The organism is Burkholderia sp. AU30198, from assembly GCF_020419825.1.
Lineage (GTDB): Bacteria > Pseudomonadota > Gammaproteobacteria > Burkholderiales > Burkholderiaceae > Burkholderia.
In genome coordinates, this window is sequence record NZ_JAIZSA010000004.1 from 425,286 (window position 1) to 450,866 (window position 25,581).

At 65.3% G+C, this 25,581-nt stretch carries 31 protein-coding genes and 1 tRNA gene; 9 read left to right on the plus strand and 23 right to left on the minus strand.

Features of this window, described 5'->3' with window-relative positions:
* Positions 1–67: 67 nt before the first annotated feature.
* The 3 genes from LGN19_RS12890 to LGN19_RS12900 form a co-directional block, all read right to left on the minus strand.
* Positions 68–1,126: a permease gene (locus LGN19_RS12890; RefSeq protein WP_226215034.1), complete on the minus strand. Its 1,059-nt coding sequence runs from the start codon at positions 1,124–1,126 to the stop codon at positions 68–70.
* The gene (gene mnmH / locus LGN19_RS12895) at positions 1,123–2,250 is read right to left on the minus strand and encodes a tRNA 2-selenouridine(34) synthase MnmH (RefSeq protein ID WP_226215036.1); all 1,128 of its coding nucleotides are present in this window, start codon (positions 2,248–2,250) and stop codon (positions 1,123–1,125) included. Before mnmH ends, LGN19_RS12890 begins: the two co-directional genes overlap by 4 nt.
* Before the next feature lie 64 nt (positions 2,251–2,314).
* Positions 2,315–3,268 carry a LysR family transcriptional regulator gene (locus tag LGN19_RS12900; protein ID WP_122945291.1) on the minus strand — a complete coding sequence of 318 codons (954 nt, stop codon included), beginning with the start codon at positions 3,266–3,268 and terminating at the stop codon, positions 2,315–2,317.
* Between the two features lie 166 nt (positions 3,269–3,434).
* Here LGN19_RS12900 and LGN19_RS12905 point away from each other — a divergent pair, with 166 nt between their 5' ends.
* Both LGN19_RS12905 and LGN19_RS12910 read left to right on the plus strand, forming a co-directional pair.
* Positions 3,435–4,856, plus strand: coding sequence for a M20 family metallopeptidase (locus LGN19_RS12905; RefSeq protein WP_226215038.1), 1,422 nt, complete (start codon positions 3,435–3,437; stop codon positions 4,854–4,856).
* 35 nt (positions 4,857–4,891) lie between these two features.
* Positions 4,892–6,178, plus strand: coding sequence for an MFS transporter (locus tag LGN19_RS12910; RefSeq protein ID WP_226215040.1), 1,287 nt, complete (start codon positions 4,892–4,894; stop codon positions 6,176–6,178).
* 77 nt (positions 6,179–6,255) lie between these two features.
* Here LGN19_RS12910 and LGN19_RS12915 read toward each other — a convergent pair whose 3' ends face one another.
* Both LGN19_RS12915 and LGN19_RS12920 read right to left on the minus strand, forming a co-directional pair.
* On the minus strand, positions 6,256–7,308 hold the full coding sequence (locus tag LGN19_RS12915) for an NADP(H)-dependent aldo-keto reductase (RefSeq protein ID WP_226215046.1): 1,053 nt from the start codon (positions 7,306–7,308) through the stop codon (positions 6,256–6,258).
* Positions 7,309–7,455: 147 nt separating this feature from the next.
* Positions 7,456–7,893, minus strand: coding sequence for a PaaI family thioesterase (locus tag LGN19_RS12920; RefSeq protein ID WP_226215048.1), 438 nt, complete (start codon positions 7,891–7,893; stop codon positions 7,456–7,458).
* A gap of 178 nt (positions 7,894–8,071) precedes the next feature.
* Here LGN19_RS12920 and LGN19_RS12925 point away from each other — a divergent pair, with 178 nt between their 5' ends.
* Both LGN19_RS12925 and LGN19_RS12930 read left to right on the plus strand, forming a co-directional pair.
* Entirely contained in the window at positions 8,072–8,560 is a 489-nt protein-coding gene (locus LGN19_RS12925; protein WP_226215050.1) for a winged helix-turn-helix transcriptional regulator, read from the plus strand.
* Between the two features lie 342 nt (positions 8,561–8,902).
* Positions 8,903–9,526, plus strand: coding sequence for a phospholipase D family protein (locus tag LGN19_RS12930; protein ID WP_319000647.1), 624 nt, complete (start codon positions 8,903–8,905; stop codon positions 9,524–9,526).
* Positions 9,527–9,662: 136 nt separating this feature from the next.
* On the opposite strand, the gene LGN19_RS12935 is transcribed toward LGN19_RS12930, so the two are convergent.
* The 6 genes from LGN19_RS12935 to LGN19_RS12955 all read right to left on the minus strand — a co-directional run bounded on the left by LGN19_RS12935 (position 9,663) and on the right by LGN19_RS12955 (position 12,634).
* Positions 9,663–9,890, minus strand: coding sequence for a hypothetical protein (locus LGN19_RS12935; RefSeq protein WP_122945285.1), 228 nt, complete (start codon positions 9,888–9,890; stop codon positions 9,663–9,665).
* Between the two features lie 201 nt (positions 9,891–10,091).
* The gene (locus LGN19_RS12940) at positions 10,092–10,565 is read right to left on the minus strand and encodes a VOC family protein (protein WP_043182707.1); all 474 of its coding nucleotides are present in this window, start codon (positions 10,563–10,565) and stop codon (positions 10,092–10,094) included.
* Between the two features lie 161 nt (positions 10,566–10,726).
* Positions 10,727–11,269, minus strand: coding sequence for an aspartyl-tRNA synthetase (locus LGN19_RS12945; RefSeq protein WP_226215053.1), 543 nt, complete (start codon positions 11,267–11,269; stop codon positions 10,727–10,729).
* 178 nt (positions 11,270–11,447) lie between these two features.
* On the minus strand, positions 11,448–11,690 hold the full coding sequence (locus LGN19_RS39785) for a hypothetical protein (RefSeq protein ID WP_122945282.1): 243 nt from the start codon (positions 11,688–11,690) through the stop codon (positions 11,448–11,450).
* Between the two features lie 206 nt (positions 11,691–11,896).
* The gene (locus tag LGN19_RS12950; RefSeq protein ID WP_226215054.1) at positions 11,897–12,205 is read right to left on the minus strand and encodes a phosphatidylserine/phosphatidylglycerophosphate/cardiolipin synthase; all 309 of its coding nucleotides are present in this window, start codon (positions 12,203–12,205) and stop codon (positions 11,897–11,899) included.
* A gap of 45 nt (positions 12,206–12,250) precedes the next feature.
* Entirely contained in the window at positions 12,251–12,634 is a 384-nt protein-coding gene (locus LGN19_RS12955; RefSeq protein WP_226215055.1) for a VOC family protein, read from the minus strand.
* 86 nt (positions 12,635–12,720) lie between these two features.
* Between LGN19_RS12955 and LGN19_RS12960 the strand changes: the two genes are divergently transcribed.
* Positions 12,721–13,464 carry a DUF695 domain-containing protein gene (locus LGN19_RS12960; RefSeq protein ID WP_226215056.1) on the plus strand — a complete coding sequence of 248 codons (744 nt, stop codon included), beginning with the start codon at positions 12,721–12,723 and terminating at the stop codon, positions 13,462–13,464.
* Between the two features lie 430 nt (positions 13,465–13,894).
* Here the strand turns inward: LGN19_RS12960 and LGN19_RS12965 are convergent, their stop codons facing one another.
* Both LGN19_RS12965 and LGN19_RS12970 read right to left on the minus strand, forming a co-directional pair.
* The gene (locus LGN19_RS12965) at positions 13,895–14,452 is read right to left on the minus strand and encodes a hypothetical protein (protein ID WP_226215057.1); all 558 of its coding nucleotides are present in this window, start codon (positions 14,450–14,452) and stop codon (positions 13,895–13,897) included.
* Positions 14,453–14,637: 185 nt separating this feature from the next.
* Positions 14,638–15,135 carry a hypothetical protein gene (locus tag LGN19_RS12970; RefSeq protein WP_226215058.1) on the minus strand — a complete coding sequence of 166 codons (498 nt, stop codon included), beginning with the start codon at positions 15,133–15,135 and terminating at the stop codon, positions 14,638–14,640.
* A 330-nt stretch (positions 15,136–15,465) separates the two neighbouring features.
* Between LGN19_RS12970 and LGN19_RS12975 the strand changes: the two genes are divergently transcribed.
* A complete protein-coding gene (locus tag LGN19_RS12975) occupies positions 15,466–15,930 on the plus strand; it encodes a plasmid fertility inhibition factor family protein (RefSeq protein ID WP_043182697.1) in 465 nt (154 codons plus the stop codon).
* 75 nt (positions 15,931–16,005) lie between these two features.
* Here the strand turns inward: LGN19_RS12975 and LGN19_RS12980 are convergent, their stop codons facing one another.
* Positions 16,006–16,521: a GNAT family N-acetyltransferase gene (locus LGN19_RS12980; RefSeq protein ID WP_226215060.1), complete on the minus strand. Its 516-nt coding sequence runs from the start codon at positions 16,519–16,521 to the stop codon at positions 16,006–16,008.
* 159 nt (positions 16,522–16,680) lie between these two features.
* On the opposite strand from LGN19_RS12980, the gene LGN19_RS12985 reads away from it, so the two are divergent.
* Together LGN19_RS12985 and LGN19_RS12990 are read left to right on the plus strand one after the other, a co-directional pair.
* Positions 16,681–17,019: a hypothetical protein gene (locus LGN19_RS12985; RefSeq protein WP_122945276.1), complete on the plus strand. Its 339-nt coding sequence runs from the start codon at positions 16,681–16,683 to the stop codon at positions 17,017–17,019.
* A 610-nt stretch (positions 17,020–17,629) separates the two neighbouring features.
* Complete coding sequence (locus LGN19_RS12990; RefSeq protein WP_122945275.1) at positions 17,630–18,148, plus strand: VUT family protein; 519 nt, start codon at positions 17,630–17,632, stop codon at positions 18,146–18,148.
* 265 nt (positions 18,149–18,413) lie between these two features.
* Here the strand turns inward: LGN19_RS12990 and LGN19_RS12995 are convergent, their stop codons facing one another.
* The 9 genes from LGN19_RS12995 to ssuD all read right to left on the minus strand — a co-directional run bounded on the left by LGN19_RS12995 (position 18,414) and on the right by ssuD (position 24,616).
* Positions 18,414–18,899 carry a hypothetical protein gene (locus LGN19_RS12995; RefSeq protein ID WP_226215062.1) on the minus strand — a complete coding sequence of 162 codons (486 nt, stop codon included), beginning with the start codon at positions 18,897–18,899 and terminating at the stop codon, positions 18,414–18,416.
* A gap of 610 nt (positions 18,900–19,509) precedes the next feature.
* Positions 19,510–19,585 (minus strand) — tRNA-His (locus LGN19_RS13000).
* Between the two features lie 57 nt (positions 19,586–19,642).
* Positions 19,643–20,629: a tRNA dihydrouridine(20/20a) synthase DusA gene (dusA, locus tag LGN19_RS13005; protein ID WP_264173038.1), complete on the minus strand. Its 987-nt coding sequence runs from the start codon at positions 20,627–20,629 to the stop codon at positions 19,643–19,645.
* A gap of 130 nt (positions 20,630–20,759) precedes the next feature.
* A complete protein-coding gene (locus tag LGN19_RS13010) occupies positions 20,760–21,005 on the minus strand; it encodes a hypothetical protein (protein WP_226215066.1) in 246 nt (81 codons plus the stop codon).
* A 55-nt stretch (positions 21,006–21,060) separates the two neighbouring features.
* Complete coding sequence (locus LGN19_RS13015) at positions 21,061–21,258, minus strand: hypothetical protein (protein ID WP_089425274.1); 198 nt, start codon at positions 21,256–21,258, stop codon at positions 21,061–21,063.
* Between the two features lie 141 nt (positions 21,259–21,399).
* Positions 21,400–21,615 (minus strand): TOBE domain-containing protein, encoded by a 216-nt coding sequence (locus LGN19_RS13020; RefSeq protein ID WP_006476104.1) that lies wholly within the window; start codon positions 21,613–21,615, stop codon positions 21,400–21,402.
* 57 nt (positions 21,616–21,672) lie between these two features.
* The gene (locus tag LGN19_RS13025; protein WP_226215068.1) at positions 21,673–22,632 is read right to left on the minus strand and encodes an ATP-binding cassette domain-containing protein; all 960 of its coding nucleotides are present in this window, start codon (positions 22,630–22,632) and stop codon (positions 21,673–21,675) included.
* Positions 22,629–23,441, minus strand: a complete 813-nt coding sequence (gene ssuC / locus LGN19_RS13030; protein ID WP_122945217.1) for an aliphatic sulfonate ABC transporter permease SsuC — start codon at positions 23,439–23,441, stop codon at positions 22,629–22,631. The genes LGN19_RS13025 and ssuC overlap by 4 nt, the downstream gene beginning before the upstream one ends.
* Positions 23,442–23,458: 17 nt before the next feature.
* A complete protein-coding gene (gene ssuD, locus LGN19_RS13035; protein WP_226215069.1) occupies positions 23,459–24,616 on the minus strand; it encodes an FMNH2-dependent alkanesulfonate monooxygenase in 1,158 nt (385 codons plus the stop codon).
* Positions 24,617–24,957: 341 nt separating this feature from the next.
* Between ssuD and LGN19_RS13040 the strand changes: the two genes are divergently transcribed.
* Positions 24,958–25,386 carry a hypothetical protein gene (locus tag LGN19_RS13040; RefSeq protein ID WP_043182670.1) on the plus strand — a complete coding sequence of 143 codons (429 nt, stop codon included), beginning with the start codon at positions 24,958–24,960 and terminating at the stop codon, positions 25,384–25,386.
* The last annotated feature ends 195 nt before the right edge of the window (positions 25,387–25,581 follow it).

The window sequence follows — 25,581 nt, forward strand, 5'->3', positions numbered from 1 at the left end:
CACGCGTGAAACGGCGGCGCCGGATGAATACGACGATTGCGCCCGGCTGGCGCACCGCTTGCGTGCGTCAGAACCCGAGCGCGACCGCGAGCAGGCCGCTCGCGATCCCGAATACGACGACGAGGATCGCAACGATGGCCAGCATGTAAGGCTTGAACGAACGCGCGAGCATCGCGAGCGACGGCACGCTGATCGGCGGCAGCGTCATCAGCAGCGCGGCGGCCGGGCCGACGCCCATGCCGAGCGACAGCATCGCCTGGATGATCGGCACCTCGCCGGCCGTCGGGATCACGAACAGCATGCCTGCCACCGCGAAGGCGACGATCCAGCCGAGATGATTGCCGATGTCCGGGCCGATATGCGGGAACAGCCATGCGCGCGCGGCGCCGAGCAGCAGCACGAGCACGATGTATTCGGGCACGAGTCGCACGGCCATGCGCGCAAGCAGCTTCATCCAGCGGACGAACGGATTGCCTGCCGCCGCCTGCTCGGCTGCCAGCGCGGCGATCTGTGCATCGTCGATGCGGGCATCTTCAGGGCCTGCGATCCGGTTCAGCAAATAACCGATCCCGAACACCATCGCGATACCGAGCACGAGGCGCAGTGCACTCCAGTGCCAGCCGAGCACGAAGCCCATGAACACCAGCGCCGCCGGGTTCAGCACCGTGTTGCCGAGCCAGAACGCGACCGCGCCGCCCGGCGATGCATGGCGCGCACGCAGTCCCGCGACGACCGGCGCCGCGCAGCACGTGCACATCATGCCGGGCAGCGACAGCAGGCCGCCCGCGGCGACGCTGCCGAAGCCGGTGCGGCCGAGCATGCGCGCGACCCAGTGTGCAGGCAGCAGCGCCTGCACGGCCGAACCGAGCAGCAGGCCGAGCACCATCGCCTGCCAGATCGCCTTGCCGTACGCCCACGCGTAGTCGAGCGCGGCCTTCAGCGACGGCTCGGGCGCGGCCGCCGACGTGCCCATCAGGATCGACTGGCCGATCGAATGATGCTCGGCGGCAACGAACGCCTTGTTGTAGTACGGAAACCATTTCACATAGAACAGCCCCGCGACCGCGATCAGCAGGAAGGTCATCCAGCCGAGGGCCGGACTGGGTTGGGTGCGTGTGGTCGTCATCGTGTGGTCGTCGATTGGTTTTGGTCGATTACAGCGCCCGCGCTTGCGGCAAGCGCAGGCGATGCGGGCAGCCCGGCTTGCGCGAGTTCGGCCAGCAGCGCACGCGCCTGATCGCGCACGTCGGCCGCGTTGGGCCGGAACGTGAACGTCAGCGCCCGGTTCGGCTTGTTGTACGTTGAGCGATAGGTGCGCGCATAGGCGGGATCGTAATGCTTGTCGATCAGCTCGGTGAACAGTTCGGCCCGCGCGTCCGCATCGATCAGCGCCTTCCAGTGCGTGACCTGTTCGCGGCTGTGCAGTTCGATCAGCCGATGGAGCTGCGCCTTGAACGCGTCCGGTTCGGCGAACAGGTGCGCGTAATCTTCGAGGAGGAACGCGATGCGCTCGTCGTGCGCCGCTTCGACCTGCACCCACGGCCCTGCGTGAAACGCTTCGATCAGTGCGATCGGCAACTGCACGAGCCCGATTCGGCGGCTTTCCGATTCGACGAACACCGGCCATTCGGGGTCGAAACGTCCAAGCGTTTCGACGAGCCCCGAATCGAACCCTTTCTGCGCCGGCTGCGGCTTGCCCGGCAGCGCGCCGAGCAGCGAGCCGCGATGGCACGCGAGCGCCTCGAGATCGAGCGTCTGCGCGCCCACGTCGCGCAGTGCGTTCAGCAGGCGCGTCTTGCCGCAGCCTGTATGGCCGACGAGCGCGATGTAGCGAAAACGTGTCGGCAGCGAGGCGAGCGTCGCGCACACCGACTGGCGGTATGCCTTGTAGCCGCCGTCGAGTTGGCGCGCCTTCCAGCCGATCAGGTTGAACCAGGTCGTCATCGAACCCGAGCGCTTGCCGCCGCGCCAGCAGTAGATCAGCGGCCGCCAGTTGCGCGGCCGGTCGGCGAACGTCGTGTCGAGATGGCGCGCGATGTTGCGCGCGACCATCGCCGCGCCGACGCGCGTCGCCTCGTACGGCGATACCTGGCGGTACATCGTACCCACGAGCACGCGCTCCTCGTTGCTGAGCACGGGCGCGTTCAATGCGCCGGGGATATGATCCTCGGCGAACTCGAGTGGCGTGCGCACGTCGATGATCTCGTCGAACTCGCCGGCGCGATCGAGGGTGACAATCAGGTTCTTCAATTTGGCGTCGAACAGGGGCGATACGGCTCGATGAGCCGCATGGACACGGAAGGCGGATTGACGATTATCTCACGGGCCGGCGTCTCGGGCCGCGCGCGGCAGTCGGCGGCGCCGATGCGGCCTGCATCGCGTCGATCAGATGGTCGCGGAACGCCCGTACCGACGCAGGCAGATCGCGCCCCGCCATCGTCTGCACCTGGATGCTGCGCTCGCGCAGCTGCGGGTTCGTCACGGGCACGACGACAAAGCCGTCCGCGGTGCAGCGGTCGCGCACCGACAGCAGCCCGGTGAACATCACCGCGCCCGTGCGCCGCGCGTAGCCGTACATCGCCGCCGTGTTGTTGCTCGTCAGTTCGGGCTCGAGCAGCAACCCGTCGAGCGCGCACGCGATGTCGATCAGCTGCCGTACCGTCGTGCCGGCCTCGGGCAGCACGTGCGGGTGACGCGCGACATCGGCGAGCGACACCGCGTCACGCGTCGCGAGCGGATGGTCGTGCCGCACAAGCGCGAAGATCGGCGCGCGCTCGGTATGCTCGACGCGCACGCCCTTCTCCGGCGCGAGGCTGAAGCTCAATGCGATGTCCACGTCGCCGTCGCGCACGCGCCGCGTCGCGTCCGCCGGCGACACCACCCACACGGAGAAATCGACGCCCGGATGGCGCGCCTTGAAGCTGGCGAGCGTGCCGGGCAGGAAATCGATCGCGAACCCTTCCGAGCACGCGATCTTCAGCAGGCTGCCGTGCAACGCATCGAGCCCGCCAATGTCCTTCATCACGTGCTCGGCCTCCAGCAGGCTGCGCTGTGCGAACGCCAGCAGCCGCTCGCCGGCCTCCGACAGTGCCATCCCGCGTGGCCGGCGCTCGAACAGCGGCGCACCGAGCTCGCTCTCGAGTTTCGCGATCTGGCGGCTGATCGCCGATACGGCCACGTGCAGCCGCGCGGACGCGTCGCTGATCGAGCCGGTGCGCGCCACTTCGACGAAATACCGCAACGCCAGGCCATGCAGGAAAGCCGCCATCGTTCTGTCTCCGCCCGGCCGCCGGCCGCACTGCTTTGCCTTTTCGGCAAAGAAAGGTTCGAAATTCGATCATTGTGACAAATAAAACGGCTTTCTAGAATCGATCGCACTTCACGCTGCATGCCCGATCCGCCGCGTGCAGCAAACCCGACAGAGGAGACACGACTTGAGCCGTACCGCCGCCATCCAGCACGCGCTGAACCAGTTCGAATCCGGTGCGTTCTTCACGACCCTGAGCCGCCGCGTCGGCCTGCGCACCGAGAGCCAGGAAAGCGGCAATGAAGCCGCACTGCGCGCCTACCTGACCGACGAGATCGCCCCCGAGGCCGCGCGCCTCGGCTTCACGTCGCGGATCGTCGACAATCCGGTCGACGGCGGCGGCCCGTTCCTGCTCGCCTCGCGCCACGAAGACGACGCGCTGCCGACCGTGCTGATCTACGGCCACGGCGACGTCGTGCGCGGCTACGACGCGCAGTGGCGCGCGCCGCTGTCGCCGTGGACGCTGACGGCCGACGGCGACCGCTGGTACGGCCGCGGCAGCGCCGACAACAAGGGCCAGCACACCATCAACCTGGCCGCGCTGGCGAGCGTGCTCGACGCGCGCGGCGGCCGGCTCGGCTTCAACGCGAAGCTGCTGATCGAGATGGGCGAGGAAACGGGTTCGCCGGGCCTCGACGCGGTGTGCCGCCAGGAGCGCGACGTGCTCGCGGCCGACGTGCTGATCGCGTCCGACGGCCCGCGCATCGCCGCCGCGCGCCCCACGGTCTTCCTCGGCTCGCGCGGCTCGGTCAATTTCAAGCTGAGCCTGCGGGCCCGTGACGGCGCGCATCACTCCGGCAACTGGGGCGGGCTGCTGCGCAATCCGGCGATCGTGCTCACCCATGCGCTCGCGAGCCTCGTCGACGCGCGCGGTGCGATACGCGTCGCGGGGCTGCGTCCGCCGCCGATCCCGGCCGCCGTGCGCGATGCGCTCGCCGATCTCGCCGTTGGCGGCGGCCCCGGCGATCCGGCGCTCGACGCCGACTGGGGCGAGCCCGGCCTCACCGCGGCCGAGCGCGTGTTCGGCTGGAACACGTTCGAGATCCTCGCGTTCAAGGCCGGCAACCCCGAGCACCCCGTCAATGCGATCCCGCCCGCCGCATATGCGCACTGCCAGTTGCGCTTCGTCGTCGGCACCGACTGGGAAGCGCTGCATGCGCATCTGCGCACGCACCTCGATGCGCACGGCTTCGCCGACATCGAGATCGACGTCGAACGCGGCGCACCGGCCACGCGCGTGCCGCCGGACGATCCGTGGGTGCGCTGGGCCGTCGCGTCGCTCGCGCGCACCACCGGCAAGAAGCCCGCGATCCTGCCGAATCTTGGCGGCACGCTGCCGAACGAAGTGTTTGCCGACACGCTCGGGCTGCCGACGCTGTGGGTGCCGCACTCGTACCCGGCGTGCTCGCAGCACGCGCCCGACGAGCATCTGCTCGCGAGCGTCGTCAGCGAGGGGCTGCAGATGATGGCCGGCCTCTTCTGGGATCTCGGCGACGACGCGCCGACCGTTCGCCGCGCGGCGCCCGCCGCGGCCGGCGCAGCCCTGTAACGCGCTTCGCCCCTTTCACGGGACCTGCATACACGATGAATACGACCACCCTGACCTCGCACGAAGCCGCCCGCCCCAGCGCCGCGAAGATTCGGCGCATCATCTTCGCGGCGTCGATCGGCAACGCGCTCGAATGGTTCGACCTGATCGTCTACGGCTTCTTCGCGGTGACGATCGCCAAGCTGTTCTTCCCCGCGACGAGCGAAGCGACATCGCTGATGCTCACGCTCGGCACGTTCGGGCTGTCCTACCTGATCCGGCCGATCGGCGGCTTCGTGCTCGGCGCATATGCCGATCGAGCTGGCCGCAAGGCGTCGCTGCTGCTGTCGATCGCGATGATGATGGCCGGCACGCTACTGATCGCGCTGATGCCGACCTACGCATCGATCGGCATACTCGCGCCACTCGGGATCATGCTGTCGCGGTTGATGCAGGGCTTTTCCGCGGGCGGCGAATTCGCGAGCTCGACCGCGTTCCTCGTCGAGCACGCGCCCCAGCGGCGTGGTTTCATGTCGAGCTGGCAGTTTGCGAGCCAGGGCCTCGCGACGCTGCTCGCATCGGGCTTCGGCGCGCTGCTGACATCCACGCTAACGCCCGCGCAACTCGAAAGCTGGGGCTGGCGCGTGCCGTTCCTGTTCGGGCTCGCGATCGGCCCGGTCGGGCTGTACATCCGCCGTTACGTCGACGAAGGCGTCGAGTTCAAGACGCAGGCACGCTCCGAAGCGCCGGTGCGCGAGCTGTTCGCGGAACAAAAGGTGCGGGTGCTGCTGTCGATCGGCGCGCTGGTGATCTCGACCGCGATCAACTACATGATCCTGTACATGCCGACTTACGCGATCAAGCAGCTCGGGCTGCCCGCATCGACGGGTTTCGCGGCGACGCTCGCGACCGGCTTCGTGCTCACGCTCGTCACGCCGATCGTCGGCCACCTGTCCGATCGCACCGGGCGGATCCGCATGATGGCGGTCGCGGCGGCCCTGATGCTCGTCACCGTGTACCCGACGTTCGCGTGGCTCACGCGTCACGCGTCGTTCGCGACGATGCTCGCCGCGCTGGTCTGGATCGGCGCACTGAAGGCGATGTACTGCGGCGCGCTGCCGGCGCTGATGGCCGAGCTGTTCCCGTCGCAGACGCGCGCAACGGGGCTCGCGGTCAGCTACAACACGGGTGTCACGCTGTTCGGCGGCTTCGCGCCGTTCGTCATCACCTGGCTGATCAGCGCGACAGGCAACCGGCTGTCGCCCGCGCTTTATCTGATGGGCTGCGCAGTGCTGAGCCTCGCCGCGTTGTTCGTCGCGCGCACGCGGCTCAAGATGCGATAACGCAAGAAACGACGGCGCAGCGATGCGCCGCCGGTGCGGCCCGCCGCGGCGTCGCTGCCGCGCGGGCCGTGCGCCATTTACGGCGCCGGGTTTGGCTGCAGTTCGTGCAGCGCGTCGATCTCGGCCAGGATCTCGTCGGACAGCTTCACGTCGATGCTGCCGATGTTCTCCTTCAACTGCTCGAGCGACGTCGCACCGATCAGGTTGCTGCGCGTGAACGGCCGGCTGTTGACGAACGCCAGCGCGAGCTGTGCGGGCGACAGCCCGTGACGCCGCGCGAGCGCGACATAGCGCGACGTCGCCTCGACGGCCTGCGGCTTGCTGTAGCGCTGGAAGCGTTCGAACAACGTGATGCGTGCGCCGGCCGGGCGCGCGCCGTTCTCGTACTTGCCGGACAGCCAGCCGAACGCGAGCGGCGAATACGCGAGCAGGCCGACACCATCGCGATGCGTGAATTCCGACAGCCCGTTCTCTAACGTGCGGTTCAGCAGGCTGTACGGATTCTGGATGCTCGCGATGCGCGGCAGCCCGAGCTTCTCGGCCGCGCGCAGGAACTGCCCGACGCCCCACGGCGTTTCGTTCGACACGCCAATCGCGCGCACTTTGCCGGCCTTCACGAATTCCGCGAGCACGCCGAGGGTTTCCTCGATCGGCACCGTATAGGCGTCGTCGACCCACGGATACGCGGGACGGCCGAACGTCGTCGTGCTGCGATCGGGCCAGTGCAGCTGGTAGAGATCGACGTAGTCGGTCTGCAGGCGCTTGAGGCTGCCGTCGAGCGCCTCGGTCAGGTTCTTGCGGTCGAACTGGTTGCCTTCGCCGCGAATATGGCGCGGATTGTGCGGCTGCCGCGCCGGCCCCGCGATTTTCGTCGCGAGCACGATGCGCTCGCGCTGCGCGCGATGCTGCGCGAGCCAGGTGCCGATGTACTGCTCGGTGCGCCCCTGCGTGTCGGGCTTCGGCGGCACCGGATACATCTCCGCGGCATCGATCAGCGTCACGCCCTGCCCGATCGCGTAGTCGATCTGCTCGTGCGCATCGCGCTCCGAATTCTGCTCGCCCCACGTCATCGTGCCGAGGCCGATCAGGCTGACCTCGATGCCCGAATCGCCAAGTGTGCGGTATTCCATGCTGGTCCTGTCGCGTCGGTGGAAAGCAGGAACGCTATCACATTGAAGCGGCCGCTTCAGACAGGCGCCGCGTACGCTTACAGGCGGCCTGCGGCGCCGGCGCGAAGCTTCACGCGCCGATCCGGACGATGGCGCTGCCGCCCGCCGTTACTGCGGCCGCTGGATGAAGCAGGTCGCCGACGCATGCGCGACGATCTTGTCGTCCGCCGTCTTCAGCGTGCCCTCGGCAACGCCCAGCGAACGCGACAGGTGAATCACGCGCCCTTCCGCCACCAGATCGACATCACGCGGCACGGGCCGCAGCATCTTCACGTGCAGGTCGACCGTGCCGTAGCCGACACCCGCATCGAGCATCGAATGCACCGCGCATCCCGTGACCGAATCGAGCACCGTCGCGGCGAACCCGCCGTGCACGCCGCCGAGCGGATTCAGGTGCCGGCCGTCCGCCCGCGCCGAAAACTTCACATAACCGAGCTCGACATCGAGCGGACGCATCGGGATCGTTTCGGAAATCGACGCGAGCGGCGCGTCTCCCGATACCGCGGCGCGCAGCAGATCGAGACCAGACAGGGGAAGCGGGTTCATCGGGTTGTCTCCGGGTTGAAAGCGCGTCGCCGCGCGAGTAAGTTCTAAATTGGAACTCATTATTGACAACGATGGCGGCCGTTGTCAACGCGGCCGGGCCCGTTGCAACCGAAGACGGGTTCTATAATCGAACCCGCTATTTCGCTGAACCGCCGCAAGGGATGCAAGAGACTCGACGATGAAATGGGATGACATCGGCACGCTGAACTGTTCGGTCGCACGTACGCTCGCCGTACTCGGCGACCGCTGGACCATGCTGATCCTGCGCAACGCGTTCCTCGGCTGCCGCCGTTTCGACGCGTTCCAGACCCAGCTTGGCCTCACGCGCCACGTGCTGGCCGAGCGGCTCGCGCGGCTCGTCGACGAGGGCGTGCTGGTCAAGCGCGCATATCAGGAGCGCCCGCCGCGTTTCGAATACCGGTTGACGGACAAGGGCCTCGACCTCTACCCGACCCTGCTCGCGCTGACGGCGTGGGGCGACCGCTGGAAAGACGACGGCAAGGGGCCGCCGGTGCAGTTGCGCCACCGCACTTGCGGCCATCTGATGCATGCGGTCACCGTATGCTCGGCGTGCGGTGAGCCGCTCGACGCACGCGACGTGCAGCCGGAGCGTGGCCCCGGGTGGATCGCGACCGAGGCAGCCGGAGCGCCCGCGGCCGAGGATTGACACATCGCACCCGCATGAGTCCGTGACCGCGTGACGCACACGGATCGTTCGTTGCGTTCGCACCGCTGTCGTGGGCCGCATCGAGCCCGCTCGGCTGCATGCGCGCATGGCTTGCACGCCGCTATCCCGCCGCCACCGCACGCGCATTCACACGCTGCTATCGCGTCCATGCGCCGATCAACCCGATCGCGCACACAGATCCCGCACAACGCAACTTTGCGTCACCACCTCTGCCATCACAGGCCATCGCGACGAGCCATCCCGCGTCATCCGCACGTGACCGGGCCGCCCCGTCTGCGTTACACTCACGGCCCGCTGTCTCGAAATTGTTCGCTGTCCAAGATGTTGTCGCGCAATCGCCTCGCCGCTGCCTGCCTCGCCGCTTCCCTGCTCGCCACACCGCTCGCCGCCTTCGGCAAGACGCAAAGTGAATCGCTGCTCCAGCAGGCGATCGACTTCGTGTCGCGATGGCTGCCGGCCCCTACCCACGAAGCCCCCGCGACACAGGTCGTCGAATCGGCGTTTTCGCCCGACGGCGGTGCGGAAGCGCTCGTGCTGAAAGCGATCGGCGCCGCGCGCAGCTCGATCCGCGTCGCCGCGTATTCGTTCACGTCGCCGCCCGTCACGCGCGCCTTGCTCGCCGCCAAGCGACGCGGCGTGAATGTCGCGGTGGTCGTCGACGACAAGGGCAACCGCGCAAAGAGCAGCAAGCAGGCGTTGAACCTGCTCGTCAACGCAGGAATCCCGACGCGCACGATCGATGCCTACGCGATCCATCACGACAAGTACCTCGTGATCGACGCCGAGCACGTCGAAACGGGCTCGTTCAACTACAGTGCGTCGGCGGCCAGCCGCAATTCCGAGAACGTCGTCGTGGTGTGGAACAACCCGCAACTCGCGTCGCGCTATCTCACGCACTGGCAAAGCCGCTTCGACCAGGGCACGCCGTACCGCTCCAGCTACTGACGCGCGCCGCGCGGCGCCCTGCCGCATTCGCTCGACCGTGTTTCAGATAATCGGCGAGCACGGCGCGAAGTTCAATTCAGCCGAATGGCCAGCACGCCGCGTCGCATCTCGCACGTCCGGCGCGACGCTGCCGCGCTCAGTGAATTTCGGGCGTCCGCCCCGTTGCAACGCCGGCTTGCGTCGTCGGCGCACAGCGATTCGCCTGTCCGCTCACACCGCTTGCCGAAGTCGTCGACAAGCCGCTGGCGCCGCCCGCCAGCGCGCTGCCCGCACATACGACGCCGAATGCCAGCGTGTTCTGAACCATCGGATAAAGGAGATACAGCGCAAACGCGAGATAGCCCGCGTACAGAATTCGAACCATGGTGCGATGGGAAGCGATGAACGATTGGTCTCGCCCTGTTTACGGCACTGCGCCGCTCACCTTGAGGCACCGTGCATCGCATTGCGCATCGGGGTAAAACGCGGGCTCACGGCGCCCGCTTCTCGGCGCATCTGCATCGATTCGGGCCGAGCGCCGGCGCATGCCGCCGCCCGGCCGTTCAACCGCGGCTGTGTGGCTGCGTCAGCTTCCGCACGGCGGCGCGCTGGCCATCGCCTCGGCGATCTGCTCGGGCGTCAGGTCGCGCTGGTGCGTCGCGAGCGACCAGCGATGCCCGAACGGATCCTCGACCTGTCCGTAGCGATCGCCCCAGAACATGTCGGCAGCGGGAATCGTGACCGTTGCGCCGGCCGCGACCGCCTTCGCGATCGCCGCATCGGTGTCCGGCACGTACAGGTGCAGGCAGACCGGCGTGCCTTTCAGGGCCTTCGGCCCGAGCGCGCCGTGATCGGGCATTTCATCCACCAGCATCAGTGTCGAATCGCCGATCACGAGGCACGCGTGCGCGAGCCGGCCGTCGGGCATCGTCAGGCGAAACTGTTCGCTCGCATTGAACGCACGCTTGTAGAAATCGATGGCTGCTGCTGCACCGGCGCAGATCAGGTGCGGCGTCAGCGTGCGCATCCCTTCCGGGATCGGTTTGACGGACGTGGACATGGGTATCGCTCCTTCGGTCGGTTGTCGTATCGGAATCGGGACGGACGCGCGATGCGCACGCCTCCGATGCTACGACGGACGAACCCCGTGGAAATCGACATGGCGCCCGACATTTTTTGTTTGCTCGGGTATCGGCGCGTGCGGGCTCCCCGTATCGGGCGTCATCGGCCCGTTCGGTCGACCTCGTTGTCCGGCACGCCGAACTGCCGGCGGCACGCCTCCAGCAATCCGGCCACGGCATCGAGCGGAAGATCGGCAAACCGGGCGATCGGCAGCATCACGCCACCCGGCACCCTGGTGCGCGACGAATGCGGCGAGAACTGGTAGCCGATGTAACGATTCCCGGCGACGCTGATGATCCGGAATTCGGTGACGTCGCGCCATGGCGTGACGGGTTGTTCGCGTACGGCCCCGATCAGCCTGAAGCCCGTCTCGTCGACCTGCAGCGCCATCCTGCGCCGCGACGACACGAAGAAGGCAGCCCCCGCCAGTGCCAGCAACCCGGCCAGCGCCGCCACCGGCCAGAGCGCCGGCGCGGCCGCATAGCCGCACAGGCCCGCCGCGGCCAGCAGCGCGCACGCGATCGCCCTTCTTTTCAGGCTCCGGCTGTCGACCGCCAGCGTCACCGGCAACTGGCCTGCGACCGTTCCCGCGACGGGATCGACGTGCCAGCCGGAATCGGCGGTTTCGCGTTCGTCGTTCATCACCCGATCGCTCACATCGACGGCAACCGGGACATCGAGATCGGACACCCTATCGACACGCCGAGACGGGCGGCTTGTCGCCACGCCGTGGTCGCGATCGAGGGCGATACGTATCGACGCACGGCAACACGCTTGCGTCCGTGCGGAACGGGCAGCGCTCCGGCGGCATCGGTCATGTTCAGTTGCACACCTTGACGGTGCCGTTGCTCGTGCATTGACCGGTGGCCCAATGACTCTGCCCTGCCAGATGAGGCGCGAGGCCGATACCGCGGATCGGTGCGGCCGGCGACGATGCCGGAACGGCTGCGGCTGTCGACGCGGTGTCGGGTGACGGCAGCAGAGGCGGCTCGGACGCGGTCTGGCAAGCCGACAGCGCCAGACAAAGTGCGGATGCCAACGGGGCGACAAGCGGTCTGGACATGGTCTGGTACGCGTGAGCGATATTCGCTTCCGGTAACGGGCTCGCTGAAGATTGCGTGGCCCGTCAAGCCGTTCGGCAAATCCGACAATGCAGCATGACGATCGTTCAATACTACTCCTCACGATCGACGTCATGCGAGCGGCCGTTCGGCCAGGTGCCGCCTGCCATGCGGCGGCACCCGCTATCGCCTGCGCGTGCCGCGCCGGTCAGATTTGCGGCAGATCGCGCAACGTGCGCGACTCGCTCGTTGCATCGATGTCGAGCTCGATGCCTTCCGATGCATCGCGATACTGCACGCGTTTGAGCCTGGGCCCGATCGCGGTGGCATCCGATGCCGAGAAGATTGCGCGGACATCGTTGCCGGACGCGAGCGCCCGCGCCACGTCCGCCACCGGCGCCTCGCTCGGCGTCGCCGCCCACGACCGGTCGGCCGGATTCACGGCCGCCCAGCGCACGTGCGTCACGCGCGCGCTGAGCGGATCGATTCGCACACCATTCACCGCAAACATCGACATCGGCATCTCCTTCGAATTTTTTTCGGCCCGCCATACCGATGCGGGTCACGGACAGCCCCAGATCTCGCAGACGTTGCCTGCCGGATCCGCCACGGAAATCGCGACCGTGCCGTCGCCGTAGTCCCACTCGTTCAGGATACGGACGCGGCACGACTCGAGCCGCGCGACGGCTTCCGAGACATGCGCCACTTCGATGGCCAGCGCAATGCCATGGCCGGTTGGCCGAAACTCCGGATACGGAAACGCGCCACCGCTGCCCGTGTGAACGGTCAGCGTCGCCCCGTCCACAACGAAGCGATGCCACGGATTCCCCGCCGCCGACACGCCATCGGAATGCACCGGCAGCGCAAGCGCCACACGATAGAAATCCACCACCGCCCGAAAGCGATCGTCTTCGACCGGCACCAGGATGCCCAGACTCGCGATCATGTGCGCTTCTCCGGCCAACGCGATTTTCGATGATACATTGGGACGCTTTGCAACCGTCAACAGACAATCGTGCACGGGAGAAACACATGACCGACGCCTGGGGAACCTTCCCTGCCAGAATGGGCGACCATCAGGCTTTCATCAGCTTCAACCACAGCTTTGCGGAAATCGCGGAAGGCGATCCGCGCACGTCGCTGCTCAGCTTGCGCGTCCCCTTTGCGCATCCGACGCCGGAAGGCCTGCCGACCGGCGACGAATTCGCCGCGCTCACGACGATCGAGGATCTCCTGGACGCCACGATCACCGCGAAAGGTGGCGTGCAGGTTGGCCGCATCACCGTCGACGGCCATCGGGATTTCCTCTTCTACGTGCCGTTCGACGACGAGGCAGCGGCGGAAATCGTCGACGCGCTGGCCGATCAGACGACCTACGCACTTCAGTACGCGCACCAGGGCGATCCGGACAAGGAAGCCTACTGGCAAACGCTCTACCCGACCGACGACGACTGGCAGATCATGCGCGACATGCGCGTGCTGGATGAATTGCGGAAGAAAGGCGATGCCAGCGACGTAAGCCGGCGCGTGATGCACTGGGCGTATTTCCCCGACCCGAGCGACGCGCATCAGTTCGCAGACTGGGCGGAAGCGAAAGGCTATCCGGTCGAATCGGTTGCGCCCACCGAAGACGGCAAGTCGGCCGTCCGGTTTTCGCACGAAGGCACCATGGCACTGGCCGACATCACGCGCCATACGGTCGCGATCAATCGCGAGGTACGTACGTTCGGAGGGGAATACGACGGCTGGGAAACCAGTGTCGAACAGGCGGGTTGAGCGGGATGACATGCCCGCTGCGCGCGACGTGATGCAACGCATCCGGCGCAAAAAACATCCCGGCGGCAAGGTTGCGCGCCGCCGGGACCAAGGCATCACCGGCCGAAACCGGCGATGGGCCTGAGGGTTCGCTCAGGCACGAGGAAAGCGATTCGTACGGATCAGGCGATCGGATGCCGGGGCGCGCAACCGATGCGATTACGCCGCCCGCCGAACGCCTGTCCGGTTCCGCCGACGCAGCCTTCCGGCGTCGGACGGGCAAAAAGCCCCCGCTCCTGCGCGAGCGAGCGGGGAAACGGTTGACCGGGCCGGGGAAGAACGGTCAACCGGCCAAATTGTGAGCGCGGGCCGCGCAACGATCTGTGCGCCAACTCACCCTTTGGTGACAAGGCCGCGGCAACCGGTACGCTCGCGTGCCGCGCGGATCGCGTCACGGTCCGAGTGCAACGCCCGCGACCGGCGCGAGCATCACCACGATGACGGGCGACAGCACCACTGCCCCGACCATCATCACTCCGTCGGCCGCGAGCGTGACGGGTGTCACGAGCAAGCGCACGGCCTTGCCTGCCGTCGTGATGCGATCGGTGACCTGGATCTTGTACGAATGCGCAAACGACGACCACGTCTTGCCTTGCGCAAATCCATCGGCCAGATAGCGCGACCCTTCCAGCGCACCTCCCATTTCCAGACCATCGCTTCCGCGTTTCGTGAAGCCGTCCTCCAGCGCGCGGTTCCAGTCGTCGTCGGCCATATTGGTGCGACTGAGCTGGAGCGAGAACTTGCCCGAGATCTTGCTGCCCTGCGCGACGAACCCATAGAGCGCCGCATTGATCGATTTGCGGTAAGGCGATGCCAGCACGGCGCCGAGATGCTCGGGCATATCGAAGATGTAGTGATATTTCTTGCCGAGCACGACGAATTTCTTGCCGTCCTCGCTGACGAGGAATCGGTCGACTGTCTCTTCATACCTGCCGTCTTCGAACAGCATGGCAGTGCAGCCTGTCAGGCGGGCAGCGACAATGATCGCGCCCGCCGTCAGTAGCGTTCTTCTTTTCATGTCCGGAATTTTATTTTGTTTTAATTCAAGCGAATGAATTCAGGCCCGGGCCCAGTTTCCGGTAAGTCGCGGGGGTTGTCAAAGCAGGATCATTCTATTTTTTCGAGCGGCACGATTCAGACTTCATTTTTCTCTACCGATTTTTCGAAACCGGGTTTCGCGAACACAAAAACTTGCGTCATGACAACCGGGTTTCGTCGTCGTGACAGTAAGCTGAAAAGCCATTCCGCAACCCGCTCGATCCAGTCGAGATCGCAGGCGACGTCAATGACGGTTTCACCGACGATTTCGGCGGTCGACTCGGTCGATGAGACCGATGTACCCGCCGCCACCGCCCCCGCGGCAACCGCGTTCGCCTTCGCTATTTCGACCGACGCGCCGGATCTCGGATCGGCCAGCCGCTCCAGCCAGTCGACGATATTGGCACGCGCCTCCTCTTCATCGGCGAAATCATGCCGCTCGAGAAAGCGGTCGAACACGCTCCACGCAAGTGTCTTGCTTCGCGAAGCGGATTCGAGATGCCAATCGACAACGCCTGTCCGACCGGACTCCCGGATTTCGAGCGTTGCGGTGAAACAGTAATCGAGATACTCGATCTCAAGTTTCGACGGCATGGTTTTCTCCGGTCAATCTGCCCTCTCTTTGCTTATGATGACTCGTGCATGCCGGGTTTCGCGACATCGTGCGAATCCCGAATGAAATTCGCGCGGCGCGTCATTCCTGCTGGCAGTATCGCGACATTCCCGTGACCTGTCGATATCGATCGCCGGCACATGACCCCATTCGATTTACCCCCTTCCTCTCTGCGCTTTCATTCGCGGTTCAGGTTCTGCTGCGGGTCACTCCGCTTTCCTGTTCCGGGTATTGCCCTGCTTCGCTGCAGCAATCGCGCTGCTAAACTCCAACAAAGACGACCGTTTGCAGCACCAGAGGAAGTAATGGCAATGGCACTCGCCCACGCACAACAGAATGGCGTAGAAGTCTGGATTATCCAGCTTCCCGGGCACGCCCCCTATGCCTATACGCACCTCAAGCGGGTATTCTCGTCCGACGATACGCGACACCGGGTCGTGACGATCGACCTGAAGAAACTGCTGACATGCGCCGACCGAGACACGACGGACTACGTGTTGCCGTCAGTGCTGTACTGGGCCCCCGGAAAGGCCGCGGGCATTCGCGAATTCCTCGATCCGGACCAGGACAGGATTCCCGACATGCCGTACATCACGTTTCGCGAGACGAGAACGCGCACGCTGCTCGGCATCCCCGGCCTGTCGAAAGTCGGCGTGGCGTCGTTCCGCAACGGCCAGCATCGCGCGCGCTATCTCGCCTATGCGGGCGCAACGACCCTGCCCGTCGAGGTGCATGAGACGGAAGCCGATTTGCTCGTGCGTTACTGCAGCGAGTAGCGTAGGAGTACGTTCGGCCTTCGCCCGGCGATGGCCGAACGTCATGCGACCGTTCGCTCGAATGTCGCCAGGCCGCTACGCCTGTATCGCGTAGATCCGGTCGGTGACCTCCGTCTGGCCGATGCGGCTCGTTTCGATACCCGCGAGTTGCCAGCCGTTGTGCTCATAGAAACCGATCGCCCGTTCGTTGCCCTCCAGCACCGTCAGGTGGACCTTGTCGACGCCGAGCGTGCGGGCCCACGCGCGAACCGCTTCGATCATGCGCTTGCCCGTGCCGCTTCCGTGATGCGAAGGATGGACGTGCAGGCAGTCGAGCAGCACGCCAAGCGCCGGATCGACGGGGCGCTCGGCACTGACGAAACCGACGGGCTCGCCGCCGGCCTCGGCGATCAGCACGAGGCCCCACTCTTTTTCATTGCGATCGAGATATTGCCGCCACCGGATCGCGTGTTCCGTCGGCACCTCGTCGGACAGGTAGGCCGCCGGCAGGATGTGGCTGTACGCGGTTTGCCAGCTCAATGTGTGCAGGCGAGCGATGTGGCTGGCATCTTGCGCTGTCGCGGCACGCAGCGTGGCCCGGGTTTCAGGCATCGGTGGTCACTCCTTCCGCTGGTTGTCTTGATCGGGACGTCTCGTCGCAAAATATACCGCGCGTTGCACGCATGCAAAACGCAATGTCGCCGCGCTCGACCCATACTGTGCCGGCCCGACCGGGGACGACGGGAACATGAACCTTGGGGAATTCAAACGATGCGACGTGTCTTGGGAACGATCGGATTTGCGATAGCGGGCGTCATCAGCGTGATCGCGTGGGCCACGATCGACAGCCGCCTGTGTATTGCGTTCGATCGGTTGTGCATACCGCCGCCCGGTACTTGCGGTGGCGGTGTAGATGCGTGCGCAGTAACCATGCACTCCACCGTCGACCTGTTCGCGTATCTGTTCGGCCCGCCCATCCTGTTTGCGGTGCTCGGAGCCAATCTGTTTTCACGGCGTCGCCCGCCCCACGTGATCGTCGCGTACCTTGCATGCGCCGTCGCCGCACACTGGCTCGTGACGTTCGTGGGCGTTCGCGTCCTTCACGTCTGACGCGATCGCGTCAGCGCCTGCCTGCCTGCCTGCCTGCCTGCCTGCCGGGCGTCGTTGCAACTCGTTGCCAGCGCAATGGGATGCAGGCAAAAAAAATCCCGACACCTTCATGGGTTGTCGGGATCGAACGGCCCTGCAAAGCATGAGGGCACGAGGAAGTCGATACATTACACCAATGTAAGACTGTTGCGCATTGTCGGTTCGCGCCAAGTCCCTGTCTCATTCGGCCATTCAGGCGATAAAGGGCAGCCATAAACGAAAAAAGCCTGCTCACGCGGAACGCGAGCAGGCAAGAAAACGGATCAGCATTCGAGGCACGAGGGCTGTCCAGGGAAGATAACGGCACGGAGAGCGAGAACCTTAGTCGGGAAAGGAAACTGCGCGACATCACGTCGACCGGATACGGCCATATGATCTCACGACGGAGATGATTTGATGGAGGCCCGCGACACGGTAACGATATCCTGTCGCTCCCAACCCTGCTTTCCGTCAATCGTTCGCAGTTCGACCCGGCTTGCGCGTAGCGGAGCACCCGTCCGTTTCATTGGCCATGTATGGCAAACTTCGGCTCCGAATCGACGCAGCGCGCACTCTTTATCACTGGGGAATCATGTACGTCCTGATCTATATCGCAGCGGTCGCTGTCGCTAACCTGATGGTCGCTCATTTCGGACCGGCGGCTACCCCGATCATCGCGTTCCTTCTGATCGGACTCGATCTCGCGATTCGAGATCGGCTCCACCTGGACTGGCGCGGCCGCGCGCTTTGGTCACGAATGTTTGCGTTGATCGCAGCCGCCGGCGTCGTCAGTTACGCGCTCAATCCCGCCGCCAAGGAAATCGCCCTCGCGTCTCTGGTGGCGTTCGGTTCGGCAGCCGTGGCGAGCGCGATCGTGTTTCAACTCGCACGTCGCTTCCCGATACTGGCGCGTGCCAATGGCGCGAATGTCGCGGGGGCGGCGGTCGACTCCATCATCTTTCCGCTGATTGCGTTCGGGACGGTGTTCCCGACGATCGCCGCATTGCAGTTCGTTGCGAAGGTGGCTGGCGGCGCTTTGTGGTCGTGGCTGGTTTTTCGAAACGCTCGGACGGTGCAGGCGGGGATCGCGAGCAATGTGGCGGATCGGTGAGGACGGGTTGGCTTTTGACCACCGGCCAAAGCCATCGGACCACTGCGATGCTGCCTCGATCGACTGAACCCGCTGGGGCAAGAAGAATGCCGTAGCACCGTATTCGATCGCCACGCGCCTGCCGTCCCGATATGGGCGACGACGGTTCAGTGGACGAGAGTCGACGCGCACGCAACAGCCCACGCCCGCTTGAGCGCGTGAGGCACCTGCCCGGGAAAGGGAAACAGCGCGCGACGATGTTGTGGAGAGAGCGATGCATCAGAACCTATCGCGCGAGAAGCCCGGCCAAGCGTCTTGCAAACAGTGCCGCAAGCGCTTCCAGTAGATAGACGATCGCCACAACGTTGCAAGCAATGATGGCAAAGTCGCCAAAATCCACTGGGTGCATGTGATAACCGATTCGGTGGTTATCGATGATTTTTTGCACCGAGGCAATGGCCGACGGCAAGCTGACGGCGCTCCCGCAGATCAAGAGAACGATGACTCCCGCAACATGTTTCATCCGTGCCTTTTGAGGCAAAACACAAGTTGCGAGAAGCAAGCCCGTGCTGCCCGCGTTAGACAAAAGAAAAGACCACGCTGTAGGCCAATCCACGTCCAAATTCAGCAAAGAGACGATAAACAGAAGCCACGACAAGATCAGCAGGGGTATCGCCGGAGCGACTCCGGCAAGCATGTAAAACGACGCCCTCGCCACCCTGAAAGTCGCCATAGCCATAACCTTGTGCGTTGAATCTGTTTGCCGTTCCATTGCCTTGGATCACGTGCCTATTCTTTCAACGCATGGATTGTTCGAAAAGGCTCGAATTCCAAACGTGTGGAACCCGTCAATTCACCGACGGACGCTGTGCCGCCATCTGCGCGCATTATTCCAGCACCGTCAGTTGATGGTCTCGCCGTCACTGCCGCTCACTACGGCTATGCGCCGTCGTTGAGTGCGCGAAACGGAACCGAAAAGTTGATCAGCTGCTCTTCTCGGCGCATTGGAACGGCTGCACTCGTTCGCGCAGATTTCTGACGCTACATTTTTCGACATTCGGAGGCACAGCATGCACCGAGAAGATGAGCGCGTTCCGATGCCGCTTCCGGATACCTCTGTTTGAAGCCGCTCGAAATACGCGATCGCCGCCCGGACAACACGCGGTATGGCTACGCGACAGCAATATGCCGCCGGCATGACACCGACCTTGTGCGCGATGCAACTCGAGCACAACGTCGTGACGGTCCTGACAATGTACGCGAAATGGATGGCGAGCAGAACGCTCTAGAGATGGCGAGGCTCGAATCGACGTTATCGTCCCCGAGTTGTCCCCCGCAAAGCAAAACAGGCGCCGAAGCGCCTGTTTTGTTAATGCATTCTTTGGGGTGGCTGATGGGACTCGAACCCACGACGACAGGAATCACAATCCTGGACTCTACCAACTGAGCTACAGCCACCACTGTTACTGCTTTTTGTTCTTCGCTGCTTTTGTGTTTCAGCAGCGAAGAACAAGATTATACGAACACTTTTGAATCTTGCAAAGCTTTTTTTTCAAAAATTTCTTCGGCCTCGTTCAGATGCGCGCGCGCCTCGTCGAACACGGCCAGATCGGCACGCGCAAGCTTCTTGTTGTCGGACAGCACACGACGCCAGCCGCGTGCGCCCGGCATGCCGCGATACAGTCCGAGTGCGTGCCGCACGATCGCGCCGAGGTAAGTCCCGCGCTTCAGTTCGGCCGCGCAGTATTCGATCAGCTTCGCCTCGGCCTCTTCGCGCGTCGGCACCGCTGCGGTCGATCCGTAGAAGCGCGCGTCGACCTCCGCGAGCACGTACGGGTTGTGATACGCCTCGCGGCCGAGCATCACGCCGTCGACATGCTCCAGATGCTGCGCAACCTCGTCGAGCGTCGTGATGCCGCCGTTGATGACGATCTCGAGCGACGGAAAATCGCGCTTCAACTGATACGCATAGTCGTACTTGAGCGGCGGGATCTCGCGATTCTCCTTCGGCGACAGCCCCTTCAGGATCGCATTGCGCGCATGCACGACGAACGTTTCGCAGCCAGCCTCGGCCACCGTCCCGACGAAGTCGCGCACGAACGCGTAGTCCTCCACCGCGTCGACACCGATCCGGTGCTTGACCGTGACCGGCACCGACACCGCATCGCGCATCGCCTTCACGCAGTCGGCGACGAGCGGCGGCTCGTTCATCAGGCACGCGCCGAACGCGCCGCGCTGCACGCGCTCGGACGGGCATCCGCAATTCAGGTTGATCTCGTCGTAGCCCCACTGCTCACCGAGCTTCGCGGCGCGCGCGAGGTCGTCGCGCTCGCTGCCGCCCAGTTGCAGTGCGACCGGCGATTCGTTCGGCGTGAACGCGAGATGCCGCTGGGCATCACCGAACAGCAGTGCGCCCGTCGTGATCATCTCCGTATACAGCCACGTGTCGCGCGTCAGCGTCCGGTGGAACGACCTGCAATGGCGGTCGGTCCAGTCGAGCATGGGCGCGACGGATACGCGGCGGGGAGGAAGCGAGGACGGTACGGACATGGATTTCGGGCAACTGGCCAGACGGCTCGGAAACAACCCGGCATTTTACCGCAAGACGGGCCGTGCCTGCCCGACACGCAGGCTACCCCTCGCCCAGCTCCGTATCGACCGCCCGCCGCGCCTCGTCGAGCACGCGCTCGATCACGCGTCGTTCGGTCAACAGAATCCCGTCGACCTTGACGAGCCGCCAGTCGATCCGCACGGCATCACCCTGCAGCACGCGGTAATGCGCATGCTCGCCGTCCCAGACCTGCTCGGTCTTCACCTCGATCTCGAAGCCGCGGTACGGCTCGCTGAAATCGCCGAGGTCGCTGCCTCTCGGTTCCATCGCACGCTCCGTGGCGACGCAGCGCCGGGCCGCCCGCGCGGCCGGCGCCGTGCGCTCAATCGTATTCGTCGGATAAAAAGGATTTGCCATCAGCCGTCAGGTCGACCCGGTCGGCCGCCGCCTGGTAGATCAGCCCCTCGTTCAGCAACGCGTAGACGACGTCGTCGAACACGGCGGGAACCGGCCGGCTTTCACCGAACTGGTCGATCCACTTCAGCGCCTCGATGGCTTCGGGCGAAAGGATGGGGGTCATGCGTTGGCCTCCGGCGTCGGTGTCGCTCCATCCTAGCACTTCGTCCGGACGTCGAATACCAAGGCAAACGCGCTACGGAAATGCCGGGCGCCGCCAACGGGCAATTTGCCCGCGGCGGCGCACCGGTGCAGGACCGCGTACTCAGAGGCGCGCGATCGATACCTCGGTCGATTTCACGAGCGCGACGACTTCCGCGCCGACCTTCAGTTCGAGTTCGTCGACCGAACGGGTCGTGATCACCGACGTGACGATGCCGAACGGCGTCTCGACGTCGACCTCGGAGACCACGGATCCGCGGATGATCTCCTTCACCTTGCCCTTGAACTGGTTACGTACGTTGATTGCAGTGATGCTCATCAGGTTGATCGCTCCGAAGAAAAAGATCTCATAACGGGCGGCCGCTGCCGCCCGGATTTAAACGGCCCAGCGGATCTGCCCGACCGGTCGAACGTTATCCGTCTCATGCGTCGCATCCTGGCTGGCCGCACCGGGCCCGCCGGCAAGCACGCGTTTCAGCACGCGATCCTCCAGCGCCGCAAACGCGGCCGATGCGCGGGCGCGCGGCCGGTCGAGCGGCACCGGCTGATCCAGCGCCACCCGTCCCTGCTCGATGAGCAGGATGCGGTCGCCGAGCGCGACGGCCTCCTGCACGTCGTGCGTGACGAGCAGCGCCGTGAACCGATGTTCGCGCCACAACCGCTCGATCAGCGCATGCATCTCGATGCGGGTCAGCGCGTCGAGCGCGCCGAGCGGCTCGTCGAGCAACAGCAATTGCGGCCGGTGCACGAGCGCGCGGGCCAGTGCGACACGCTGCCGCTGGCCGCCCGACAGTTGCGCGGGCCAGTCGTTCGCGCGCTCCAGCAGGCCGACTTCATCGAGCACCGCGCGTGCCTGGTCGCGCGCGCCGCGCCCGAGGCCCAGCATCACGTTCTGCAGCACGGTCTTCCATGGCAGCAGGCGCGCATCCTGGTACATGATCCGCGTATCGAGTTCGCCGCCACCCTCGCCGCGCGTCACGAGCGCACCGCTGCTCGGCTGCTCGAGTCCCGCGACGAGACGCAGCAGCGTCGATTTCCCGCAGCCGCTGCGACCGACGATCGCGACGAAGCTGCCACGCGCGATGCCGAGCTCGACGTTGTCGAGCACCGTACGCGCGCCAAAGCGCTTGCTGACGCCCGACAACGTCACCGCGTCGTCGGGTGCCGGGCTACCCGCCCGCCGCCGCGCGAGCGGAACGACGGACGCACTGCCGTCACGTTCGAGAATCGCCGCATCCCGCGCGTCACCGTCCGCGACGCGCGCCTGCGCCAGTTCGGCCTCGAGGTCTGCGCCGGCGAGCAGGCCGTAGGCGGCCGCCGAAGTCGTCGCATTCATGCCTTTGCTCCTGATTGATAAGCGGGGTGCCAGCGCAGCGTCACGCGCTCGAGCCATTTCGCCAGCACGTCGGCCAGCTTGCCGAGCACCGCGTACAGCAGGATGCCGACCACCACCACGTCGGTTTGCAGGAATTCACGCGCGTTCATCGTCATGTAGCCGATGCCCGACTGCGCTGAGATCGTTTCCGCGACGATCAGCATCACCCACATCAGCCCGAGCGCGAAGCGCACGCCGACGAGAATCGACGGCAACGCACCGGGCAGGATCACGTCGCGGTACAGCGCAAAGCCGCGCACGCCGTAGCTCTTCGCCATCTCGATCAGGTTCGCGTCGACCGAGCGGATCCCGTGGTACGTGTTGATGTAGACCGGGAAGAACACCCCGAGCGCAACGAGGAACAGCTTCGCCTTCTCGTCGATGCCGAACCACAGGATCACGAGCGGAATCATCGCGAGCGCCGGGATGTTGCGGATCATCTGGATCGACGAATCGAGCGCGACCTCAGCCGCCTTCGACAAGCCGGTCGCGAGCCCTAGCGCGAGGCCGACACCGCCGCCGATCGCGAAACCGAACAGCGCGCGCCAGGTGCTGACCTTCACGTTCGCCCACATTTCACCCGACGTCACGAGCGACCAGGCCGCCCGGACGACCGCCACGGGCTCGGGCAACACGCGGGTCGACAGCCAGCCGGTGCGCGCGCCGACTTCCCATGCCACCAGCAGCGCGAGCGGCACGAGCCACGGCGCGACGCCGCGCCATGCGCGGGCGGCCACGGCCGCGCCCGTCGTCGACGTTTTCGTTGTCATCGCAGGCCTCCTGTCGCTCAGCTCTGGGCCGCTTTCGGCAGATAGCTGTTGCCGACGATCTCGCCGAACGGGCCCGACAGCGGGCCGGTCGCCTTCGCCACGCCGTTGCCCTTGATCAGCGGGAACACGAGTTCCGCGAAACGGTACGACTCCTCGAGGTGCGGATAGCCGGACAGGATGAAGGTCTCGATGCCGAGATCCGCGTATTCGCGCATACGCTCCGCGACCTGCTCCGGATTGCCGACGAGCGCGGTGCCCGCGCCGCCGCGCACGAGGCCGACGCCGGCCCACAGGTTCGGATACACCTCGAGCGCCTCGCGGCCCCCGCGCTTGCCGCCGTGCAGCGCGGCCATCCGGCGCTGGCCTTCCGAGTCCATGTTCGCGAACGCCTTCTGCGCACGTGCGATGGTTTCGTCGTCGAGGCGGCTGATCAGGCGCTCGGCGTCACGCCATGCTTCGTCCTCGGTCTCGCGCACGATCACGTGCAGACGGATGCCGAACTTGATCTTGCGGCCGCGTGACTCCGCGCGAGCGCGAATATCGGCGATCTTCTTCGCGACGGCCTCGGGCGGCTCGCCCCAGGTCAGGTAGGTGTCGATGTGATCGGCCGCGATCTCGTGCGCGGCCGGCGACGAGCCACCGAACCACAGCGGCGGATGCGGACGCTGCACGGGCGGATACAGCGCCTTGCCGCCCTTCGACTGCAGATGCTTGCCGATGTAGTCGAACCCGCCGTTGTCGTGCGACGCGGACAACAGTCCGCGCCAGATGTTCAGGAAGTCGTCGGTGATTTCGTAGCGCGTGTCGTGATCCGCGAACAGGCCGTCGCCTTCGAGCTCGGCGGCATCGCCGCCCGTCACGACGTTGATCAGCAGACGGCCGCCCGACAGGCGGTCGAACGTCGCGGCCATCCGCGCCGACAGCCCCGGCGACGCGATGCCGGGACGAATCGCGACCAGGAACTTCAGGCGCTGCGTCGCCGGGATGAGGCTCGACGCAACGACCCACGCATCCTCGCAGGAACGGCCGGTCGGCAGCAGCACGCCGTCGTAGCCGAGCGTGTCGGCCGCCACCGCGACCTGCTTGAAGTAATCGTAGTCCGCGGCGCGCGCACCTTCGGCCGTACCGAGATAGCGGCTGTCGCCGTGCGTGGGGATAAACCAGAACACATTCATTTGCTGCTCCTGCTTGACTGTCCTTGCCGGAATTTGGAAAAAACACCGCCCTGCTCGCGTCGCGGATCAGCGGCGCATGCATGGTGTGCGTTCGAATCGGGATGGCTCGCCGGTCAGGCCGTGCAGCGGGCGAGGACGCGATTGCACGGCTGTTTCTGGGAAATCAGTCTAGGGATCGGTGCAGGGCTTTGGAACGATTTTTTTGAGCTTAGGTTTTCCGCTTTCGTGATTAGCACGACGCTGGAGCGAATATCGCAGCGGGCGGGCCCTATAATGACGCACCTATCCGAATAACTCCGCGCGGACGGCCCCGGCCGTGCGCGCCTGCGGTGCACTCATCGATGCAGAAAGTCATCCTGCCATTCCTGTCCGGCTTCCTGGCCGCCCTGTTCTTCCGCGAAGCCACGCTCGCACTCCTTCATACGGCCGACCTGATCGCCGCAACCGGCTTCTCCACGCAGCCGTTCGCGCCGCTCGGCATTCCTGAATTTGTCGCGAATGCGCTGATCAGCGCATGCTGTGCAGTCCCGATGGCGTGGCTGCTGCGCGTATCGCCGGAACGCGAGGCATCGTGGATCGGCGCCCTGGTGTTCGGCGGCATCGTGCTGACGGCCGCCCGCGTGTTCGCGATCGATCCGCTGCGCGGCATCTGGCCGTCGGGCAACATGATGCCCGTGCTCGCGGCCGGCTTCGCGGCGAACGCGGTCTGGGGCTTCGGCGCGCTCGTGTTCATGCGCGCGTTCATGTCGGACGACGCAGGCGACGAGTAACGTCGGCGCAAGCGCTCCGCCCTTCGACCGCAGACTGGTCGACATCCATGAAAAAGGCCGCCTGCATGTGAACTGCACCCCAAAAGTTGGATGCGAATCCAACCTTTGGGGTGTTTTTCATGGCGCAGTACGACGAGAAATTCAAGCGGGAAGTGGTGAGGCGCTACGCGTCTGGCCGATACGGCTACAAGAGCA

Bases quoted from the DNA above. Each gene is read 5' to 3' on its own strand.
- LGN19_RS12890 (WP_226215034.1), bottom strand. From the start codon at position 1,126: ATGACGACCACACGCACCCAACCCAGTCCGGCCCTCGGCTGGATGACC.
- LGN19_RS12900 (WP_122945291.1), bottom strand. From the start codon at position 3,268: ATGGCGGCTTTCCTGCATGGCCTGGCGTTGCGGTATTTCGTCGAAGTG.
- LGN19_RS12910 (WP_226215040.1), top strand. From the start codon at position 4,892: ATGAATACGACCACCCTGACCTCGCACGAAGCCGCCCGCCCCAGCGCC.
- LGN19_RS12915 (WP_226215046.1), bottom strand. From the start codon at position 7,308: ATGGAATACCGCACACTTGGCGATTCGGGCATCGAGGTCAGCCTGATC.
- LGN19_RS12920 (WP_226215048.1), bottom strand. From the start codon at position 7,893: ATGAACCCGCTTCCCCTGTCTGGTCTCGATCTGCTGCGCGCCGCGGTA.
- LGN19_RS12925 (WP_226215050.1), top strand. From the start codon at position 8,072: ATGAAATGGGATGACATCGGCACGCTGAACTGTTCGGTCGCACGTACG.
- LGN19_RS12930 (WP_319000647.1), top strand. From the start codon at position 8,903: ATGTTGTCGCGCAATCGCCTCGCCGCTGCCTGCCTCGCCGCTTCCCTG.
- LGN19_RS12935 (WP_122945285.1), bottom strand. From the start codon at position 9,890: ATGGTTCGAATTCTGTACGCGGGCTATCTCGCGTTTGCGCTGTATCTC.
- LGN19_RS12940 (WP_043182707.1), bottom strand. From the start codon at position 10,565: ATGTCCACGTCCGTCAAACCGATCCCGGAAGGGATGCGCACGCTGACG.
- LGN19_RS12945 (WP_226215053.1), bottom strand. From the start codon at position 11,269: ATGAACGACGAACGCGAAACCGCCGATTCCGGCTGGCACGTCGATCCC.
- LGN19_RS39785 (WP_122945282.1), bottom strand. From the start codon at position 11,690: ATGTCCAGACCGCTTGTCGCCCCGTTGGCATCCGCACTTTGTCTGGCG.
- LGN19_RS12950 (WP_226215054.1), bottom strand. From the start codon at position 12,205: ATGTCGATGTTTGCGGTGAATGGTGTGCGAATCGATCCGCTCAGCGCG.
- LGN19_RS12955 (WP_226215055.1), bottom strand. From the start codon at position 12,634: ATGATCGCGAGTCTGGGCATCCTGGTGCCGGTCGAAGACGATCGCTTT.
- LGN19_RS12960 (WP_226215056.1), top strand. From the start codon at position 12,721: ATGACCGACGCCTGGGGAACCTTCCCTGCCAGAATGGGCGACCATCAG.
- LGN19_RS12965 (WP_226215057.1), bottom strand. From the start codon at position 14,452: ATGCTGTTCGAAGACGGCAGGTATGAAGAGACAGTCGACCGATTCCTC.
- LGN19_RS12970 (WP_226215058.1), bottom strand. From the start codon at position 15,135: ATGCCGTCGAAACTTGAGATCGAGTATCTCGATTACTGTTTCACCGCA.
- LGN19_RS12975 (WP_043182697.1), top strand. From the start codon at position 15,466: ATGGCACTCGCCCACGCACAACAGAATGGCGTAGAAGTCTGGATTATC.
- LGN19_RS12980 (WP_226215060.1), bottom strand. From the start codon at position 16,521: ATGCCTGAAACCCGGGCCACGCTGCGTGCCGCGACAGCGCAAGATGCC.
- LGN19_RS12985 (WP_122945276.1), top strand. From the start codon at position 16,681: ATGCGACGTGTCTTGGGAACGATCGGATTTGCGATAGCGGGCGTCATC.
- LGN19_RS12990 (WP_122945275.1), top strand. From the start codon at position 17,630: ATGTACGTCCTGATCTATATCGCAGCGGTCGCTGTCGCTAACCTGATG.
- LGN19_RS12995 (WP_226215062.1), bottom strand. From the start codon at position 18,899: ATGGAACGGCAAACAGATTCAACGCACAAGGTTATGGCTATGGCGACT.
- dusA (WP_264173038.1), bottom strand. From the start codon at position 20,629: ATGCTCGACTGGACCGACCGCCATTGCAGGTCGTTCCACCGGACGCTG.
- LGN19_RS13010 (WP_226215066.1), bottom strand. From the start codon at position 21,005: ATGGAACCGAGAGGCAGCGACCTCGGCGATTTCAGCGAGCCGTACCGC.
- LGN19_RS13015 (WP_089425274.1), bottom strand. From the start codon at position 21,258: ATGACCCCCATCCTTTCGCCCGAAGCCATCGAGGCGCTGAAGTGGATC.
- LGN19_RS13020 (WP_006476104.1), bottom strand. From the start codon at position 21,615: ATGAGCATCACTGCAATCAACGTACGTAACCAGTTCAAGGGCAAGGTG.
- LGN19_RS13025 (WP_226215068.1), bottom strand. From the start codon at position 22,632: ATGAATGCGACGACTTCGGCGGCCGCCTACGGCCTGCTCGCCGGCGCA.
- ssuC (WP_122945217.1), bottom strand. From the start codon at position 23,441: ATGACAACGAAAACGTCGACGACGGGCGCGGCCGTGGCCGCCCGCGCA.
- ssuD (WP_226215069.1), bottom strand. From the start codon at position 24,616: ATGAATGTGTTCTGGTTTATCCCCACGCACGGCGACAGCCGCTATCTC.
- LGN19_RS13040 (WP_043182670.1), top strand. From the start codon at position 24,958: ATGCAGAAAGTCATCCTGCCATTCCTGTCCGGCTTCCTGGCCGCCCTG.